The sequence below is a fragment of the Streptomyces sp. NPDC059957 genome, from assembly GCF_042730015.1.
Lineage (GTDB): Bacteria > Actinomycetota > Actinomycetes > Streptomycetales > Streptomycetaceae > Streptomyces.
Genome location: NZ_JBHWMB010000056.1, coordinates 1 through 15,546 on the forward strand (window position 1 = coordinate 1; position 15,546 = coordinate 15,546).

Annotated in this window: 19 protein-coding genes and 2 pseudogenes; 14 read left to right on the plus strand and 7 right to left on the minus strand. The window is 71.0% G+C overall.

The genetic code is table 11. From position 1 onward, the window contains the following. From ACFWBW_RS29990 to ACFWBW_RS30005, 4 genes and pseudogenes are all read left to right on the plus strand, one after another. A partial coding sequence (locus ACFWBW_RS29990) for a penicillin-binding transpeptidase domain-containing protein (protein ID WP_385378907.1) occupies positions 1–893 on the plus strand: 893 nt, incomplete at its 5' end. Between the two features lie 92 nt (positions 894–985). Further along, positions 986–1,138, plus strand: a complete 153-nt coding sequence (locus tag ACFWBW_RS29995) for a DUF2191 domain-containing protein (RefSeq protein WP_385379058.1) — start codon at positions 986–988, stop codon at positions 1,136–1,138. Between the two features lie 85 nt (positions 1,139–1,223). Beyond that, positions 1,224–1,403 carry a hypothetical protein gene (locus ACFWBW_RS30000; protein ID WP_385378910.1) on the plus strand — a complete coding sequence of 60 codons (180 nt, stop codon included), beginning with the start codon at positions 1,224–1,226 and terminating at the stop codon, positions 1,401–1,403. 325 nt (positions 1,404–1,728) lie between these two features. Beyond that, a pseudogene (locus ACFWBW_RS30005) lies at positions 1,729–1,901 on the plus strand (ATP-dependent helicase C-terminal domain-containing protein); the annotation flags it as partial. 35 nt (positions 1,902–1,936) lie between these two features. Here the strand turns inward: ACFWBW_RS30005 and ACFWBW_RS30010 are convergent. The 3 genes from ACFWBW_RS30010 to ACFWBW_RS30020 form a co-directional block, all read right to left on the minus strand. Next, positions 1,937–2,383 carry a hypothetical protein gene (locus tag ACFWBW_RS30010; RefSeq protein ID WP_385378913.1) on the minus strand — a complete coding sequence of 149 codons (447 nt, stop codon included), beginning with the start codon at positions 2,381–2,383 and terminating at the stop codon, positions 1,937–1,939. Continuing rightward, positions 2,380–2,589 (minus strand): hypothetical protein, encoded by a 210-nt coding sequence (locus ACFWBW_RS30015; RefSeq protein ID WP_385378916.1) that lies wholly within the window; start codon positions 2,587–2,589, stop codon positions 2,380–2,382. The genes ACFWBW_RS30010 and ACFWBW_RS30015 overlap by 4 nt, the downstream gene beginning before the upstream one ends. A gap of 305 nt (positions 2,590–2,894) precedes the next feature. Next, positions 2,895–3,515: a hypothetical protein gene (locus tag ACFWBW_RS30020; protein ID WP_385378918.1), complete on the minus strand. Its 621-nt coding sequence runs from the start codon at positions 3,513–3,515 to the stop codon at positions 2,895–2,897. 232 nt (positions 3,516–3,747) lie between these two features. Between ACFWBW_RS30020 and rpmE the strand changes: the two are divergent. Beyond that, positions 3,748–3,855: pseudogene (gene rpmE / locus ACFWBW_RS30025) on the plus strand (50S ribosomal protein L31); the annotation flags it as partial. A gap of 48 nt (positions 3,856–3,903) precedes the next feature. Here rpmE and ACFWBW_RS30030 read toward each other — a convergent pair. Next, positions 3,904–4,254 carry a hypothetical protein gene (locus ACFWBW_RS30030; RefSeq protein ID WP_266902336.1) on the minus strand — a complete coding sequence of 117 codons (351 nt, stop codon included), beginning with the start codon at positions 4,252–4,254 and terminating at the stop codon, positions 3,904–3,906. Between the two features lie 191 nt (positions 4,255–4,445). Further along, positions 4,446–6,674: a catalase/peroxidase HPI gene (gene katG / locus ACFWBW_RS30035; protein WP_385378921.1), complete on the minus strand. Its 2,229-nt coding sequence runs from the start codon at positions 6,672–6,674 to the stop codon at positions 4,446–4,448. Positions 6,675–7,008: 334 nt separating this feature from the next. Between katG and ACFWBW_RS30040 the strand changes: the two genes are divergently transcribed. After that, positions 7,009–7,419: a Fur family transcriptional regulator gene (locus ACFWBW_RS30040; RefSeq protein WP_385378924.1), complete on the plus strand. Its 411-nt coding sequence runs from the start codon at positions 7,009–7,011 to the stop codon at positions 7,417–7,419. 135 nt (positions 7,420–7,554) lie between these two features. On the opposite strand, the gene ACFWBW_RS30045 is transcribed toward ACFWBW_RS30040, so the two are convergent. Beyond that, positions 7,555–8,010, minus strand: coding sequence for a MarR family winged helix-turn-helix transcriptional regulator (locus tag ACFWBW_RS30045; RefSeq protein ID WP_385378927.1), 456 nt, complete (start codon positions 8,008–8,010; stop codon positions 7,555–7,557). A gap of 94 nt (positions 8,011–8,104) precedes the next feature. On the opposite strand from ACFWBW_RS30045, the gene ACFWBW_RS30050 reads away from it, so the two are divergent. Together ACFWBW_RS30050 and ACFWBW_RS30055 are read left to right on the plus strand one after the other, a co-directional pair. Next, complete coding sequence (locus ACFWBW_RS30050) at positions 8,105–8,437, plus strand: rhodanese-like domain-containing protein (RefSeq protein ID WP_385378930.1); 333 nt, start codon at positions 8,105–8,107, stop codon at positions 8,435–8,437. Positions 8,438–8,474: 37 nt separating this feature from the next. Next, positions 8,475–9,053 (plus strand): YceI family protein, encoded by a 579-nt coding sequence (locus ACFWBW_RS30055; protein WP_385378933.1) that lies wholly within the window; start codon positions 8,475–8,477, stop codon positions 9,051–9,053. A 77-nt stretch (positions 9,054–9,130) separates the two neighbouring features. On the opposite strand, the gene ACFWBW_RS30060 is transcribed toward ACFWBW_RS30055, so the two are convergent. After that, positions 9,131–9,718: a TetR/AcrR family transcriptional regulator gene (locus ACFWBW_RS30060; protein ID WP_385378936.1), complete on the minus strand. Its 588-nt coding sequence runs from the start codon at positions 9,716–9,718 to the stop codon at positions 9,131–9,133. A 353-nt stretch (positions 9,719–10,071) separates the two neighbouring features. Between ACFWBW_RS30060 and ACFWBW_RS30065 the strand changes: the two genes are divergently transcribed. Genes ACFWBW_RS30065 through ACFWBW_RS30090 form a run of 6 tightly spaced genes read left to right on the plus strand, consistent with a single transcriptional unit; the run spans position 10,072 to position 15,449 of the window. Further along, positions 10,072–11,256 (plus strand): aminotransferase class I/II-fold pyridoxal phosphate-dependent enzyme, encoded by a 1,185-nt coding sequence (locus tag ACFWBW_RS30065; RefSeq protein ID WP_385378939.1) that lies wholly within the window; start codon positions 10,072–10,074, stop codon positions 11,254–11,256. Beyond that, a complete protein-coding gene (locus tag ACFWBW_RS30070) occupies positions 11,246–11,776 on the plus strand; it encodes a DUF6190 family protein (RefSeq protein WP_385378942.1) in 531 nt (176 codons plus the stop codon). The genes ACFWBW_RS30065 and ACFWBW_RS30070 overlap by 11 nt, the downstream gene beginning before the upstream one ends. 10 nt (positions 11,777–11,786) lie before the next feature. Then, entirely contained in the window at positions 11,787–12,566 is a 780-nt protein-coding gene (locus ACFWBW_RS30075) for a dihydrodipicolinate synthase family protein (protein WP_385378945.1), read from the plus strand. Further along, positions 12,560–13,399: an iron-containing redox enzyme family protein gene (locus ACFWBW_RS30080; RefSeq protein ID WP_385378948.1), complete on the plus strand. Its 840-nt coding sequence runs from the start codon at positions 12,560–12,562 to the stop codon at positions 13,397–13,399. Before ACFWBW_RS30075 ends, ACFWBW_RS30080 begins: the two co-directional genes overlap by 7 nt. Further along, entirely contained in the window at positions 13,396–14,709 is a 1,314-nt protein-coding gene (locus tag ACFWBW_RS30085) for a methyltransferase domain-containing protein (RefSeq protein WP_385378951.1), read from the plus strand. The genes ACFWBW_RS30080 and ACFWBW_RS30085 overlap by 4 nt, the downstream gene beginning before the upstream one ends. Beyond that, a complete protein-coding gene (locus tag ACFWBW_RS30090; RefSeq protein ID WP_385378954.1) occupies positions 14,706–15,449 on the plus strand; it encodes a DsbA family protein in 744 nt (247 codons plus the stop codon). Before ACFWBW_RS30085 ends, ACFWBW_RS30090 begins: the two co-directional genes overlap by 4 nt. The last annotated feature ends 97 nt before the right edge of the window (positions 15,450–15,546 follow it).

The following is a 15,546-nucleotide window of genomic DNA, read 5'->3' on the forward strand; positions in this document are numbered from 1 at the left end:
ACGTACAGGCCGCCGCCGAGCTGGCGGTGAAGAAGTACGACCGGGCCTCGGTGGTCGCCGTCCGGCCCAGCACCGGCGAGATCAGCGCGGTGGCCAACAGCCCGGCCGGCGGGTTCAACGTGGCGATGGAGGGGGCGCAGGCCCCCGGCTCCACGATGAAGGTCGTGACCGCGGCGATGATGCTGGAGCACGGCCTGGTCGGCGGACCGACCTCCCCGGTCGAGTGTCCGAAGGAGGTGACCTGGTCGGGCACGACCTTCCACAACAACAAGAACTTCTCCATCGAGAACGGCACCTTCCGGGACAGCTTCCGCCGCTCCTGCAACACCTTCTTCATGAAGGCGCTGGGCCCGCTGAACGCCAAGGGCGTGGAGGACACCGCCCTGAGCCGGACGGCCCGCAAGTACTTCGGCCTGGGCGGGGTGTGGTCCATCGGGATCGCCTCCACCGATGCCGGCATCCCGGTCTCGAAGGGCCCCGAGACGGCCGCCTCCTACATCGGCCAGGGCAAGGTCACCATGAACGCCCTCAGCGTCGCCTCCCTCTCGGCGACCGTGAAGAACGGCGCGTTCCGCCAGCCGGTGATCGTGCCCAGGAAGATGATCAAGGGCGAGCTGACCACCGCCCAGCCGCTGCCCGGGAACATGGCCGCCACCCTGCGCAGCGTGATGGGCGCCGCCGCGACCGACGGCACCGCCGCCAAGGCGATGTCCGCGGTCAGTGGCGACAAGGGAGCCAAGACCGGGTCGGCCGAGGTCGATGGGCAGAGCGACTCCAACAGCTGGTTCACCGGCTACGCGGACGACCTGGCCGCCGGCTCGGTCGTCCAGTCCGGCGGCTACGGCAGCGGGCCGGCGGGCGAGGTCGTCGCGTCCGTGCTGAACGCACGGTAGGGCGGAGACGGTCCGGTCGGCAGCGCGGAGACGGCCGGACGGGCCGAGGCGCACGATACGGCGGCGGAGGCTGCCGACGCCGTGGCCGGGTGATGGTGCTCGCCGGCATCCGGTCTCCTCAGGACGCTGTCGAGGCGGTCGTCCGCGACTACATCGCCCGCGGTCATCGCACCGAGGCGCGGGCCGACTCGGCCGCGCGCAGCCCGCACGCGGCGGACGCGCCCCCGCCGGAGCCGCAGGGCTGAGCGCCGGCGGGCGGCCTGTGGGGACGTGGTTCGCGTGGCCGGGAGGGCTGACGTCCGGGCCGAACACGCGGGCACCCCTGCGGTGGTGCCTGCGCCACGGCCGGAATGCGGCGCGCAGGCGCCGGCCCGGGCCCCGCATCATGCCGGTCACTGCGAGCGGCTCACGTACGAGGGCGGCGGCTGCACGTGCCACGCCCTGGACGACTATGACCTGGAGCCGGCGAACATGGCCGACCTGGAGGACGGCATCGGCGCCTGGTGGTGAACCTGCGTCAGCGGGTGGTGCGGGCCTTGGCCGGCAGCCGCTCGGCAGTGCGGGTGCTGATGCCGTAGCGGGCGGCGAGGGACCCGGGGTGACGGCCTGCCCGTCGCCGGTGTGGGCGGCGGTGATTTCGGGGATGCGGGTGCCGGGTGGTGTGCGGTCGGTGGCGCCGGGGGTTCGGCCTTAGTACTGCGCGGGCCGCACAGCGCGGGCCGCACAGCGCGGGTTTCGGCGGCCTTGCGGGTCTACGACCACTTTCCGGGCAGCTCGGTGCCCGGGGGATTTCGTCCGGCTGGTCTGCCGCCTTCGCGCTATCGGACGGGCGGGCCCCTTGACCGTCCACCTGCTCTCCCCGGCTGGGCACCCGGCCGCCGTCACGGCGACCTCGCGTCGTTCAGGCGTGAGGGCTACCGCGCCGTGCGGGTCGAGCTCCGCGGCCGCTACCCCCGCCACCCGTGGCCGGAGGACCCGGCTGCGGCCGAGTCGACCCGGCGGCTCAACACGCCCAACCGGGGAGCGCCACGGGCAGCCCGGGGTCAGCCGCCACCTGAGTTGGCCGAGGCCGAACCACCGGAGGTCCAGCCGGAATTGGGCTGCGGCCGTTCGCGCGTGCTGCGCTCGGTGTGCAGCTCCACCACGACCGCAGCCGGGCCGAGCAGGGCCTCCAGTGCGTCGGCGAGCCGCTGCGGGTCGCCGCCGAACGGGAGCGGGGCGAGCCGCTCCCGGTCGCCCCGCAGGACGAGTTCCAGCGCGAGCGTGGAGACGGCCGGCTTGTGGTCCCCCTGGTACGGCTCCACCACCTTGTGCGTCAGCCGCACCTCGCGCAGGGTGTCGACGGGCAGCCAGTCGTCCGGCCCGGCGGCCCGGACCAACCGCAGAGACGCGGGCACCCCGGCCGGCGCGAACTCCACCCGCAGGATGTCCCGGGCACGGGAAAAGGCCATCGCCGGCCAGCCGATCAGGTATTCCAGCCCGGCGATCACCCCCACACCGCGAACACGGTCGACGCCCGAGCCCCGGCCAGCGCCATACAGAAGGCGACGAGCAGGGTCGGCACGCCCAGAACGAGCGGAATGAACAGCGCCGGCCCCGCCGAGGTCAGCGCGTTCCACGTCGGCCCGGCCGGTCCGACGCGCAGGACCAGATCCGTCGAGTCGGGGCCTTGTCTCAGCAAGGGATCGGTGGCCATGCCTCCAGCGTAGGACCGGTCCGCAAGAGCGCCTCGACCCCATTCGGCCGACGGGGCACAACTTCTGACGGGCCGTAGCCCACAGCCGGCGGGCGCGGCGGGCTCCCAGGGCTCGAACCGCGGGTCGGGCCACTGCTCGGCGGCGGCCATCATCGGGTAGAGGGTGGCGCCGTCCAGGGGTAGGCGGTGATCAGCCGCTTGAACCGCGGATACGCGGTCCGTTCGATCGAGGTCACAACCCACCCCAGGCTCCAGACGATGGAAAGAGTCCTCTCGTACTCCCTCTTACGCGCGCGGCTGCGAGGTCATCCCCGGCCACGGGTTCCGCCGGCGCCGGCGGCGTTCCCGGACGGACCGGCCGTGGACGCGGCGTGGGCCGGCGAGTGGGTGACCGCGTCAGCGGACAGGGTGCAGGCGGTCTCCTCGAGGTCGGGGTGGGTGACGGCCACGCTGCGCAGGATCCGGAGCAGGGACTGGGGTTCCAGGGGGCGGCCGTTGACGGTGGTGAAGAGGTGGCCGGTGTCGGGGAGGGCGGCCACGCGGTGGGGCAGGTACTCGTCGATGGCGCGGACGGCGTCGTGGTGGACGGGCTGGAGGCGCGTCGCGTCGCTGGCGGCGTTCTTCTGGGGGACGTCCCAGGTGGTGCGGTGCTGTGCCTGGTGGCGGCCGCTCAGGCGCATGGCGGCGATCTGGCCGGGCCGCAGGACGTCCTCATCGGAGCCGCGGCCCCAGAGGTAGTGGTTCAGGCAGAGGTAGACGAGGGCGCGGGCGCGTTGCGGGCCTTCGCGCCGGGTGCCCTGATATCGGTCGGCGGCCTGTGCGGGCCAGCGGCACTGGTCGGGGGTCCGGAGCTCGCGGCCGGAAAGTCCGGCGGCGAAGTTCCCGCCGCGCTGGAACTGCAGCGACCTGGCGGTGCCGGACGACACGAGGCCGGGCCCGCCGGGGTTTCGAGCCGGCGGTAGAAGGACCGTACGGCCCCGCAGGCGGCGTCGCACGAGCGGGCGGCGCCTGCATAGCCGACGGCCCAGTCCTGCAGGGCTGCCGGGGTGGGGCGGAGGTGGAGCTGGGGTCCGGACTCCCATCGCCGGCGCCGCAGCCGACGGTGAGCCAGTGCAGGACGGCCGGTAGTGCTCGACGGCCTGGTAGCTGAAGTAGCCGCTCGCCTCCGCGAGTCACCCCTTCTACACCGGCACCGCCCGCGTCCTGGACACCGCCGGACGGGTCGAGCGGTTCCAGCGGCGCTACGGCCGGGGCGGGGCGCAGTGACACGGGGGCGCCGCGGCCCGCGGTCGTCGCGGGCGGGCTCCCCGCAAGTCAGTGGATGACGCTGAAGCTGCGCCAGGGCAGGGCCTCGGGGGCCGTGACGTTCGACAGGGTCGTGCCCACGTAGGTGCCGTCGCCGCGGTCGAGCTTGCGACAGTCTTCCGTCTGGTACAGGACGACGTCCACCAGGGTGTTGTTCTCCACGTGGGTCGCCCCCTTGGGCAGGCCGATCTTCTGGCAGCCCTTGACCGAGGTGTTGATGTAGCTCACCTCGAGCGGCGAGTCGTGGCCGCGGAATTCGAGCATCCCGACGGTGCTCCGGCCCAGGCCCGAACAGGCGGTGGCCGTCAGCAGCAGCGCTGCCGTTCCCGCGATGATGCTGATACGCCTGCTGTGGGACATGGCGCGGTCCTCGTCTGTGCGGTGATGGCGGTCCTACGCACAGACTGCCCCGGCACGGCGCGGGCGGCTTCCGCTGCTCGGCCGTCCGGGTGAACGCGGCCCCGCGGCGGCATGCCCAGGGCCGGGGCCCACCGGCCCCGCCGGGGTCCGGGCCGGCCTGCGGTCACGGCCGGCCGGCCCGGACGCCGGGATCAGACGAGGTCGAACCGGTCCAGGTTCATCACCTTGTCCCAGGCGGCGACGAAGTCCTTGACGAACTTCTCCTTCGCGTCGTCGCTCGCGTAGACCTCCGCGAGCGCGCGCAGCTCGGAGTTCGACCCGAATACCAGGTCGACCCGGCTGCCGGTCCACTTGACCTTGCCCGTGGCGTCGTCGCGGGCCTCGAAGGTGTTCGCGTCCTCGGAGGTCGGCTTCCAGGTCGTCCCCAGGTCGAGCAGGTTGACGAAGAAGTCGTTGGTGAGGGACCCGGGGGTCGTGGTGAGTACGCCGAGCGGCGACTGCTGGTGGTTCGCCCCGAGCACCCGCAGGCCGCCCACGAGGACGGTGGTCTCGGGGGCGCTGAGGTTCAGCAGGTTCGCCTTGTCGAGCAGCAGGTACTCCGCCGGCAGGCGGTTGCCCTTGCCGAGGTAGTTGCGGAACCCGTCGGCGGCCGGCTCCAGCGCGGCGAACGACTCGACGTCGGTCTGCTCCTGCGAGGCGTCCACGCGTCCCGGAGCGAACGGCACCTGGATCTCGACACCGGCGTCCTTGGCGGCCTGCTCTACGCCCGCGCCGCCCGCGAGGACGATCAGGTCGGCCAGCGAGACCTCCTTGCCCCCGGTCTGCGCAGAGTTGAAGGACTCCCGGATCCCCTCCAGCGTGCGCAGTACGCCTCCCAGCTCGTCGGGGTTGTTGACCTCCCACCCGCTCTGCGGCTGGAGGCGGATGCGGGCGCCGTTGGCGCCGCCGCGCTTGTCGCTGCCGCGGAAGGAAGAGGCCGCGGCCCAGGCGGTGGAGACGAGCTGGGACACCGTCAGGTCCGAGGCGAGGACCTTGGCCTTGAGGGCGGCCACGTCCGCGTCGTCGACGAGGGAGTGGGTCAGCGCGGGGAGCGGGTCCTGCCACAGCAGGACCTCGGAGGGGACCTCGGGTCCGAGGTAGCGCACGACCGGGCCCATGTCGCGGTGGGTCAGCTTGTACCAGGCCCGCGCGAAGGCGTCCGCGAACTCGGCCGGGTTCTCGTGGAAGCGCCGCGAGATCTGCTCGTAGGCCGGGTCGATGCGCAGCGAGAGGTCGGTCGTGAGCATCGTCGGCGCGTGGGTCTTCGACGGGTCGTGCGCGTCGGGTACGGTGCCCGCCCCGGCTCCGGCCTTCGGCCGCCACTGATGGGCGCCGGCCGGGCTCTTGAACAGCTCCCACTCGTAGCCGAAGAGGATGTCGAAGAAGGAGTTGTCCCAGGCGATCGGGGTGTTCGTCCAGATCCCCTCCAGACCGCTGGTGATCGTGTCGCCGCCCTTGCCGGTGCCGAAGCTGTTGGCCCAGCCGAAGCCCTGCGCCTCGATCGGGGCGGCCTCGGGGTCGTCGCCGACGCTTTCCGACGGGCCCGCGCCGTGGGTCTTGCCGAAGGTGTGGCCGCCCGCGATCAGGGCGACGGTCTCCTCGTCGTTCATCGCCATCCGGCGGAACGTCTCCCGGATGTCGCGCGCCGCGGCGAGCGGGTCCGGAGTCCCGTTCGGACCCTCCGGGTTGACGTAGATGAGGCCCATCTGGACCGCGCCGAGGGGGGTCTCCAGCTCGCGGTCGCCGGTGTAGCGCTCGTCGTCGAGCCAGGCGGTCTCGGGACCCCAGTAGACGTCCTCGTCGGGCTCCCAGACGTCGGCCCGGCCGCCGCCGAAGCCGAAGGTCTCGAAGCCCATCGACTCGAGGGCGACGTTGCCCGTGAGGATCATGAGGTCGGCCCACGAGAGGCTCTGGCCGTACTTCTTCTTGACCGGCCAGAGCAGGCGGCGGGCCTTGTCGAGGCTCACGTTGTCCGGCCAGCTGTTGAGGGGGGCGAAGCGCTGCTGGCCGGCCCCGGCGCCGCCGCGGCCGTCGCTGATCCGGTAGGTGCCCGCACTGTGCCAGGCCATGCGGATCATGAGCGGCCCGTAATGGCCGAAGTCGGCCGGCCACCATTCCTGCGAGGTGGTCAGCACCTCCGCGATGTCCTGCTTCACCGCCGGGAGGTCGAGCGTGTTGAACGCCGCGGCGTAGTCGAAGTCCTCGCCGAGGGGGTTGGCCACGGCGGGGTTCTTGGCGAGGATCTTCAGGTTCAGGCGCTGCGGCCACCACTGGTGGTTTCCGCCGCCCTGGGTCGGGTGCGCGGCGCGCTCGTGCGCGACCGGGCAGCCCCCGCCGCCCTCCGGCTCGTCCGTGACAATTGCATCGTGGTTCTCAGACATGGGAATCCTTCCGGACCGGACCAGGCGGCCACGGTGATCAGGAACTGCATGCAATGGAACATTTTTGGGGCACGGGACCCGGCAGCGGGCCCCGGTTTCACGGTCGTCCTGACGCCGGGGCGCTCACCGTCGCGGACGGTCTCAAGTCCAGTCTCGCGCTGCTGCTCCGGACCGTTCCTGTCCCTTGGCTGTCGACACAACCGATCCTACGATGGACGCAATCCAAGTCAAGAACGACACCAAGCCCACATCCTGTCGGATCCCGGACGTCCGCGGGTAGATTCCCGGGTACCCCGCCGGACCGCCCCTGCGAATCTGAAAGTGGTGAGCCGATATGAGTGACCTGCTGGAGCGGCTGCGCGAGCGCGGTTGGCGGATGACCTCCCAGCGGCGCGTGGTCGCTGAGGTGCTCGACGGCGACCACGTGCACCTCACGGCCGACGAGGTGCACGCCCGCGCGGTGGAACGGTTGCCGGAGATCTCCCGGGCCACCGTCTACAACGCCCTGGGTGAGCTGGTCTCCCTGGGCGAGGTCCTGGAGGTCACCACCGACGGCCGGGCCAAACGGTACGACCCCAACGCGCACCACCCGCACCAGCACCTGGTGTGCTCCGGCTGCGGCCTGATCCGCGACGTCCACCCCACCGGCGACCCGCTGGCCGGCCTCCCGGCCGAGCAGCGGTTCGGCTTCACGGTGTCCGGGGTCGACGTCACCTACCGGGGGCTCTGCTCCGCCTGTGCATGAGACGGGCCGGGCCCGCCGCGCGGAGCGGCGGGCCCGGTTCGAATACGCCCGTACGGGTTCGCGCGCACCGCACGCGAGGTGGACGCCGGTCCCGGCCTGACACCGGTCCCGGCCTGACGTCAGCCCAGCCGGACGTCAGCCCAGCTGGACGTCGGTGTCGGGCTGGGCCACCTTGAACAGCGCCCGGGCGATCACCGCGGCGTCCGCGTCGGTGAGGTGCGCGGAGAAGTGCTTCTCGATGCTGCGCATGTAGACCGGAGCCGTCGCCCGGTGCGCCTCGACGCCCTCCGGGGTGATGACGGCCCACGAGGCGCGTTTGTCGTGGGGGTCCGGCAGCTTGGAGACGAGCCCGGCGCGCACCATCTCGTCGATCAGGCGGCTGACGCGGGTGCGGCTGAGGACCACCCGGTTGGCCACTTCCTGCATCCGCAGCCCGTGCTCTCCGGCCGCCTTGAGTTCGAGCAGCACGTCGTACCACGTCAAGGGGATCCGGCCGTCGCGCTGCACGTCGCTCTCGATGGCGCGCACCGCGGTGTTGTGCGCGAGGAGCATCGCCCGCCACGCCTCGAGTCGATCGTCCTGTCCGTTCACGCAGCGATCCTACTCCCATTGCGTGCGCCCGCACATACTTGTTAAGGTGCGTGCGTACGCACTTATTGATCCTTGATTTTCGGAGGCTGGCTACATGGCGGTTCAGAACCTCTCCCGCGACGAGGTCAAGCAGAAGCTCGACAGTGGCAAGGTCTCGGTCGTCGAGGCCCTCCCGGAGCAGTACTACGCGGAGGCGCACCTGCCGGGGGCGCTGATGCTCCCCCTCGACGACGTCGACGCGCTGGCCCCCGGCCTGCTGCCCGACAAGGACGCCGAGGTCATCGTCTACTGCACCGACACGACGTGCTCCAACTCGGGGATCGCGGCCGAGCGGCTCGCGGAGCTCGGCTACTCGAAGGTCTTCACGTACAAGGACGGCAAGCAGGACTGGATCGGGGGCGGCCTCCCGACCGAGTCCGGCGTCTGAGCGGTTCCGCGTCCCGACACGAGCAGGAGGAACGACGATGACCAGTAGCGCGATTTCACCGACCCGCATCGTGGACGGGGTCGAACTCCCGGCCGTGGGCGACTGGAAGGTCGACCCAGGGCACGCGGAGGTCGGCTTCCTCGGCCGGCACTTCATGCTCACGAAGGTGCGCGGCCGGTTCACCGGTGTCGACGCCACCGTCTACATCGGCGAGCGGCCCGAGGACAGCAAGGTCACCGCGGTGATCGACATGGCCAGTGTCAACAGCGGGGACACCGCCCGGGACGACCACCTGCGGTCCGCCGAGTTCTTCGACGTGGCCGAACACCCCCGGGCGACGTTCACCTCGACGTCGGTGAGCTGGAACGGCACGAGCGGCACGCTCGCCGGCGATCTCACGATCAAGGGGTTCACCCGTCGCGTCGAGCTCGACGTCGACTACCTGGGCCACGCCAAGGACCCGTGGGGCAACGACCGTACGGTCTTCTCGGCCCGCGGCAAGATCAACCGCGAGGACTGGGGCCTGACCTGGAACATGGCCCTGGAAACCGGCGGGTTCCTGGTCTCCAAGGAAATCGAGCTCTCGCTGGAGATCGAGGCGGTCAGGGAGGTCTGACGCCCGGTGCGTCGACCTGCCGCGGTCCCGGTACGGCTCCCGCCGTACCGGGACCAGCCCTGCCCACGGTGTGCCGCTCAGGCTTCCAGAACCCGCCGCACCATCTCGCGCACCGCCCCACGAATCCGCCCCGGGGTGAACCCGCCGCTGCGGAGCGCCTGTTGGAGATCCGCGTCGACCATGCCGAGCAGGAGGTGCGAGGCGCCCTGGGCGTCGAGCTCCGGCCGCGCCTCGGCCAGCAGGCCGGACAGGTGTCGCTGCCACAGGCGATAGGAGCCGATCTGGTACCGGACGCCGGGCGCGGTGGTCTCCGAAAGCCTGACCAGTTCCAGGTTCGTGTCCAGCAGATCGAGATAGGTCTCGAAGAAGGCGGTGATCCGCGTGCCCGCATCACCACCCGGCCCCAGGGGCGGCGCCCCGTGGAGCATCTTGTCCTGCAGCTCACCCACCTGCGCGTCGAGCAGGGCCACGGCCAGCCCGGACTTGCTGCCGAAGCGGCGGTACAGGGTGCCCTTGCCGACGCCCGCGCGCGCCGCGATGACATCGAGCGAGACGTTGTCGACGCCCTGTTCCCTGAACAGTTCCGCGGCGACCACCAGGATGCGGCTTCGGTTGCGCGCCGCGTCCGACCGCTCACGAGCCGGCTCCCGGTGGGGTTCGGCCACTTCAGGTGACCCCGAACTCATGGTTTGCCTTCGTTCGTGACGTTGTGGGTGTGGATGTGGGTGTGGGTGTGTGTCTCGTGAGTGTACTCAGCACGGACACGAGCCGTGCCGGAGCGGGCCGGACCAGCGCCTAACCCCTCCCCCGGTCTTCGCCGTTCGTTTGCTTGCTCCCGAGAACACGATGTGCCAGGGTCGTTTCAACCGGACTGCAGTCCGGTTACGGGGGAATCACCATCACACACGTCGAGGGTCACCGCACCTCCTCGATGCCGGGTCCATCAGGTTCCGCAACCGTGACGCACCCGCACTGCGCGAACTCCCCCGTGGCACGCCCGTTCCTGATCGGAGGACGCATGACCACGCACCCCAGCCCGACCAGCCCGGACAACCAGCTCCTCGACCTGACCCAGCACGAGATCCAGGCGCTGCGCACCAGGTTCAACCTCGCCGACGCACACACCCACCAGCAGCAGTCGGACAGCCAGCGCGAGATCGTCGCCCGGCTGCCCGAGCTCTGGTACGAGGCGGAGCGCGGGCTGCAGGCAACCGCCGAGGAACGCTTCATCGAGGCCTTCTTCACCCTGCACCGCCAGCACACCGCCCTGGCCAAGAACAAGACCCTGCTCTCGTACGCCGCCTCGATCTCGACGATGGTCGCCGGCATGTACCTCAAGCAGCAGCGCAAGTCGGTCACGCTGGTCGAGCCCTGCTTCGACAACCTCTACGACGTCCTGCACAACATGGGCGTACCGATGTACCCGATCGACGAGTCCGCGCTCCACGATCCGGACCGCATCTACTCCGAGCTCAAGCGCCGGGTCCGCACCGACGCCCTGTTCCTCGTCGACCCGAACAACCCCACCGGCTTCACCCTGCTCCAGCACGGCCGCAAGGGCTTCGAAGAGGTGGTCCGCTTCTGCAAGGACCACAACAAGCTGCTGGTCATCGACTTCTGCTTCGCCTCGTTCACGCTCTACGACGAGAAGCTCGCCCGCTTCGATATCTACGAGCTCCTCGAAAGCTCCGGCATCTCGTACCTGGCCATCGAGGACACCGGCAAGACCTGGCCCGTCCAGGACGCCAAGGCGGCCATGATCACGGCCAGCGACGACATCCGCGAGGACGTCTACAACCTGCACACCAGCGTGCTGCTCAACGTCTCGCCCTTCGTGCTCAACATGCTGACCCAGTACGTCGAGGACTCCACCCGCGACCGGCTCGGCTCCGTCCGCGAGGTCCTCACCCAGAACCGCGAGGCGATACGCAAGGCGATCGACGGCACGATCCTGGAGTACCAGGAGCCCGTCGCCGGAGTGAGCGTCGCCTGGGCGCGCATCAACCACCCCGAGCTGACGGCGACCGAACTGCAGCGGGTCCTGGCCGAAGCCGAGGTGTACGTCCTGCCCGGGCGGTTCTTCTTCTGGAGCCAGCCCGACCGCGGCGAGGCCTTCGTCCGCTTCGCCCTCGCCCGCGACCCGCAGGTGTTCTCCGACGCCATGGCCCGGATGCGCGAGGTGCTCGAGCGTCATGCCGTCTGATACGCGCGTCCGTGACGAGTACGCCGACGCCGCGCTCTTCCTCGGCATGAACAGCGAGGACGAGGACGTACGCCGCGCCTGCAAGGCCTTCTTCGTGGACCGGCTCGACGGCCGGATCGTCATGAGCCTGGAGCAGGTGGGCCGCTGCGACGACATCATCTGGGGCTTCTCCCGCGAACTCCAGGACGCCTACTACCCGTTCATGGACAACCTGCACACCGTCATGGACATCCGGCGGCTCGGCTACGAAGAGGCCGACGTCCTGCACGCCACCGGCGCGGAGCTTCCCAAGTCCCTTCCGGTGCACGAACGGCTGCTCCTCGGCATGGTCGAGGGCCGCAAGGGGCTGCTGCACACGGCCAGCCCGCGCCTCGCGGCCACGACCGGGCTCGCGGTGCGCGCCGTGACCGGCGCCGGCGGCAGTGCCGGCCCCGGCGGACCGGAAGCCCGCTTCCCCGGGCCGCTGGAAGACCTCTACCAGCAGTCCCTCGCCCTGCGCGTGCCGGCCGAAGCCCTGTGACGGAGAACCGATGATCACCGGAATGACCACCGCGCTCGTCACCCCGGTCGACGCGGCGGGAGAGATCGACGAGAAGAGCATGGCCCGCCTGATCGCGACCGTACGGCCTTACGGGGACGCCCTGTTGCCGGCGCTGAGCACCGGCGAGGGGGGCTCCCTGTCGGACCGGCAGTGGCGGGACACGCTGACCGCCGCCGTCCGGCACGCCGACGGCTTACCCGTCCTCGCCGGCATCCTGCGGCCCACGACCGCCGCGGCCCTGGACCTCGCCCGCAGCGCGGGCGGACTCGGCGCCGGCGCGGTCGTGGTCACCACCCCGTACGGGGCGGACGTGACCCAGGAGGAGATGTACCGCCACTTCGAGGCCGTGGCCGGGGCCGGACTGCCCGTGATCGTCTATCACGAGTCGGCCGTCTCCGGGAACAGCCTCGAACTCGGCACCCTGCTGCGCGTCTGCGCGCTGCCGGGCGTGGCCGGGGTCAAGGACTCCGCCGGAGAGCCCGATTTCACCCGGGCGCTGATCGCAGCCGGCCCGGGCGTACCCGTGGCCCAGGGGCTCGAACACCTCCTGCTGGAGTCCGGACCCGTCGATGGCTGGGTCGTCGCACTGGGGAACGTCGAACCGGAGCTCTGCCAGGCCCTGTTGACCGACCGGGGCGAGGAGCGGGCTGCGCAGCTGCACGCCGCGTACGCACGTTACGGCCTGGACCGGGACGACTGGTACCGCTCGCTGAAGACCGAACTGCTGCGGCGCGACGTGATCGAGACCGACCGGGAGGTCCCGTGCTGAACGTGACACCGAAGCCCGAAGACAGCCCGCACAAGCGGCTGTTCCTGCACAACCGCACCCTCCAGAGCTCCGCGGTCCTCGCCCGGATCGAGGAGCTGGAGGCCGCCTGGATCGAGCCGCTCCTCGATGATCTCGCCGACCGCACTGCGCCGCTCGCCGGCCGTGCCGAGTGGAAGGAGCGCCTCGACGGACTGCTGGCCGTCGAACGCGAGGTCAGCCCGGCCGGAAGCTACCTCGCCGAGAAGGCAACCCGGGAGCAGTTCGCTTACGTGGTACGGGAGTTCGCGCTCGACGGGCTGACCGAGGCGCAGAACTTCTTCCCGGCGATACCCCGGCTCCCGATCCGCGCGCAGATGGCCGTGATGCGCGTGCTCATCGACGAGTTCGGCTGCGGCAACCTCCAGCAGACCCACTCCAAGCTCTACCTCGACCTGCTCGCCGAACTGGGGCTCCCCCAGGAGCTGGAGAGTTTCCTCGACACCACCGGCGACGAGACGTACGCGTTCCTCAACGTCTTCTACTGGCTCACCCAGCGTGCCGGAGACGTCGAGTACTTCCTCGGCGCCCTCGCCTACCTGGAGGCGAGCATCCCCGACGCCTTCACCGTGCAGGCCCGCGCCTGCGCCCGGCTCGGGATCGAGCAGGGCAGGTACTACACGGAACACCTGCACATCGACACCTTCCACATGCGGGAGATGCAGACCGCGATCAAGGAGTACGAAGCGGCGCGCGGACTCGACGCGACGAAGCTCTGGATCGGGGCGCAGCTGCTGTCCGGACTGATCGGGGGCGCCTTCGACGCCGCCGTCGAGCGCGCGCGGGAGGTGGCATGAGCGACGCCGTCCTGGAAGAGCTGCCGGGCGACCGGGTACGGGTCCGTGTCGCGGGACGGGAGTTCGTGATCGACGCCGCCTGTACGCACCGGCTCGGCCGGCTCGTGCACGGTCAGGTCAATCCGCGCACTCTGCGCATCACGTGCCCGCTGCACGGCACCGGCTTCGACCTCGCCACCGGCTGCCCGGTGGCCGGCCCGTCGGCGGAGCCGCTGACCGTCCACCATGCGGGCGTGCTCGGGCAGTTGTACGCGCCGCAGGACGTCTGGCTGCCGGCGTCCGAGCGGCTCCTCGAATGGGACGACGGCTTCCACGACCTCATGCTGGGCGACCGGCTGCGCATGACGGCGTACAAGGCGGCCGTCACCGAGGCGGTGCGGCCCGGGGCGACCGTCCTCGACCTGGGCACCGGTACCGGCATCCTGGCCCAGTGGGCGCTGGAGGCGGGAGCGGCCCGGGTCTACGGCATCGACCTCAATGAGGAGATCCTGCGGACCGCGACGCGGCGGCTCACCGAGGCCGGGTTCGGGGACCGTTTCCATCCGCTGCGGGGGTTCTCCTTCGACATCGAGCTGCCCGAGCGGGTGGACCTGATCATCTCCGAGATCATGGGCAACCTGGCCGACAACGAGAACTGCGCCGCGATCCTCGACGACGCCCGCGAGCGCTTCCTGCGGCCGGGAGGCGCCATGCTCCCGGCGGCCGTGGAGAGCTATCTCGTACCGGTCACCGCCGAGGCGGCCCACGGCGCGGTGCGCGACGGCGCACCGCAGGACGCCGGGAGCCCGGCCGAGTTCGCCGAGCTGCTGAAGGGGCGCGGGGCCCGGGATGCCTTCGACCTCTACTACGACGCGATCATCCCGGTGGCCGGCCAGCTCTCGGCGCCACGCCTCGTACGACGCTACGCCTTCGAGGGGACGCACGGCGCGCACGAGACCTCGTACGAGGTTCCGCTCGTGTACACCGTCCAGCGGGCGGGACTGTTCACCGGCTTCAAGGGCTACTTCGTGGCCACCCTCTCGGACACCGTGGCCCTGGACATCTCCGGTGACGAGGTCGCGGCGGACGATCCGCGGGCCCGTACGACCTCGGACAGCTGGAAGCACGCCTACCTGCCGGTCCGGGACGCCGTGCCCGTACGGCCGGGCGACCGGATCGCGCTCACCTTCTCCAGGCGGCACCCGTCGGACACCGGATCCGGATCCTTCGGGCAGGTCTACGGCTGGGAGGGCTCGGTCGTCTCCGGGGACGTCACCGTGGCCCGGTTCTCACACAGCACCCGGCCCGAGCAGGAAGGCCGGCCCCAGTGACCGTCACGAGCACCACGACCGACGCGGCGGGCGGCCGTCCCACGGACCCGCGGCTGCCGGCGACGCCCGACACGATCAGCGTCTACACCGACCTGAACTGCTCCTTCGCCCACGTGGCCGTGCACCGGCTGCACGAGACGCGGCGCGAGCTGGGTCTGGAGGGCCGGATCTGGTTCGACTTCCGGGCCTTCCCCCTGGAGCTGTTCAACCGGGAGGTCAACGCCCGGCCCGGCGTCGACTCCGAGATCTCGGTGCTCGGCGCGCTCGAACCGGAAGCCGGATGGAGGCTGTGGCAGGGGCCCGACTGGGCCTATCCGGTCACCACGCTGCCCGCGCTCGAAGCGGTGCACGCGGCCAAGTCCCAGTCCCTGGAGGCCAGTGAGCGGCTCGACCGTGCGCTGCGCCGCGCCTTCTGGGCGGAGGGCCGCTGCATCTCGATGCGCCACGTCATCCTGGACGTGGCCGCGGCGACGGGCGCCGTCGAGGTGGACCAGCTCGCGAACGCCCTGGACACGGGATCGGCGCGGGCCGCCGTGACGGCCCAGTACGAGTCGGCGCGCGGGGGGCGGGTCAACTGCAGCCCGCACGTGTTCCTCCACGACGGCACCGACCTGGCCAACCCCGGTATCGAGGCGCGCTGGGTGAACGGCGACTTCGGGCAGGGGTTCCCGGTGATCGAACGGGACCGCCCCGAGGTGTACGCAGAACTCCTCGCGCACGCCGCCCTGTTGCTGCCTTGAGACCCGACCGGTGGTGGGGGGGGGGGGGGGGGGGGGGGGGGGGGGGAGGGGGGGGAAGACATCGAGACATGGAGTGAGGAATACGCCCCCCAGAAGC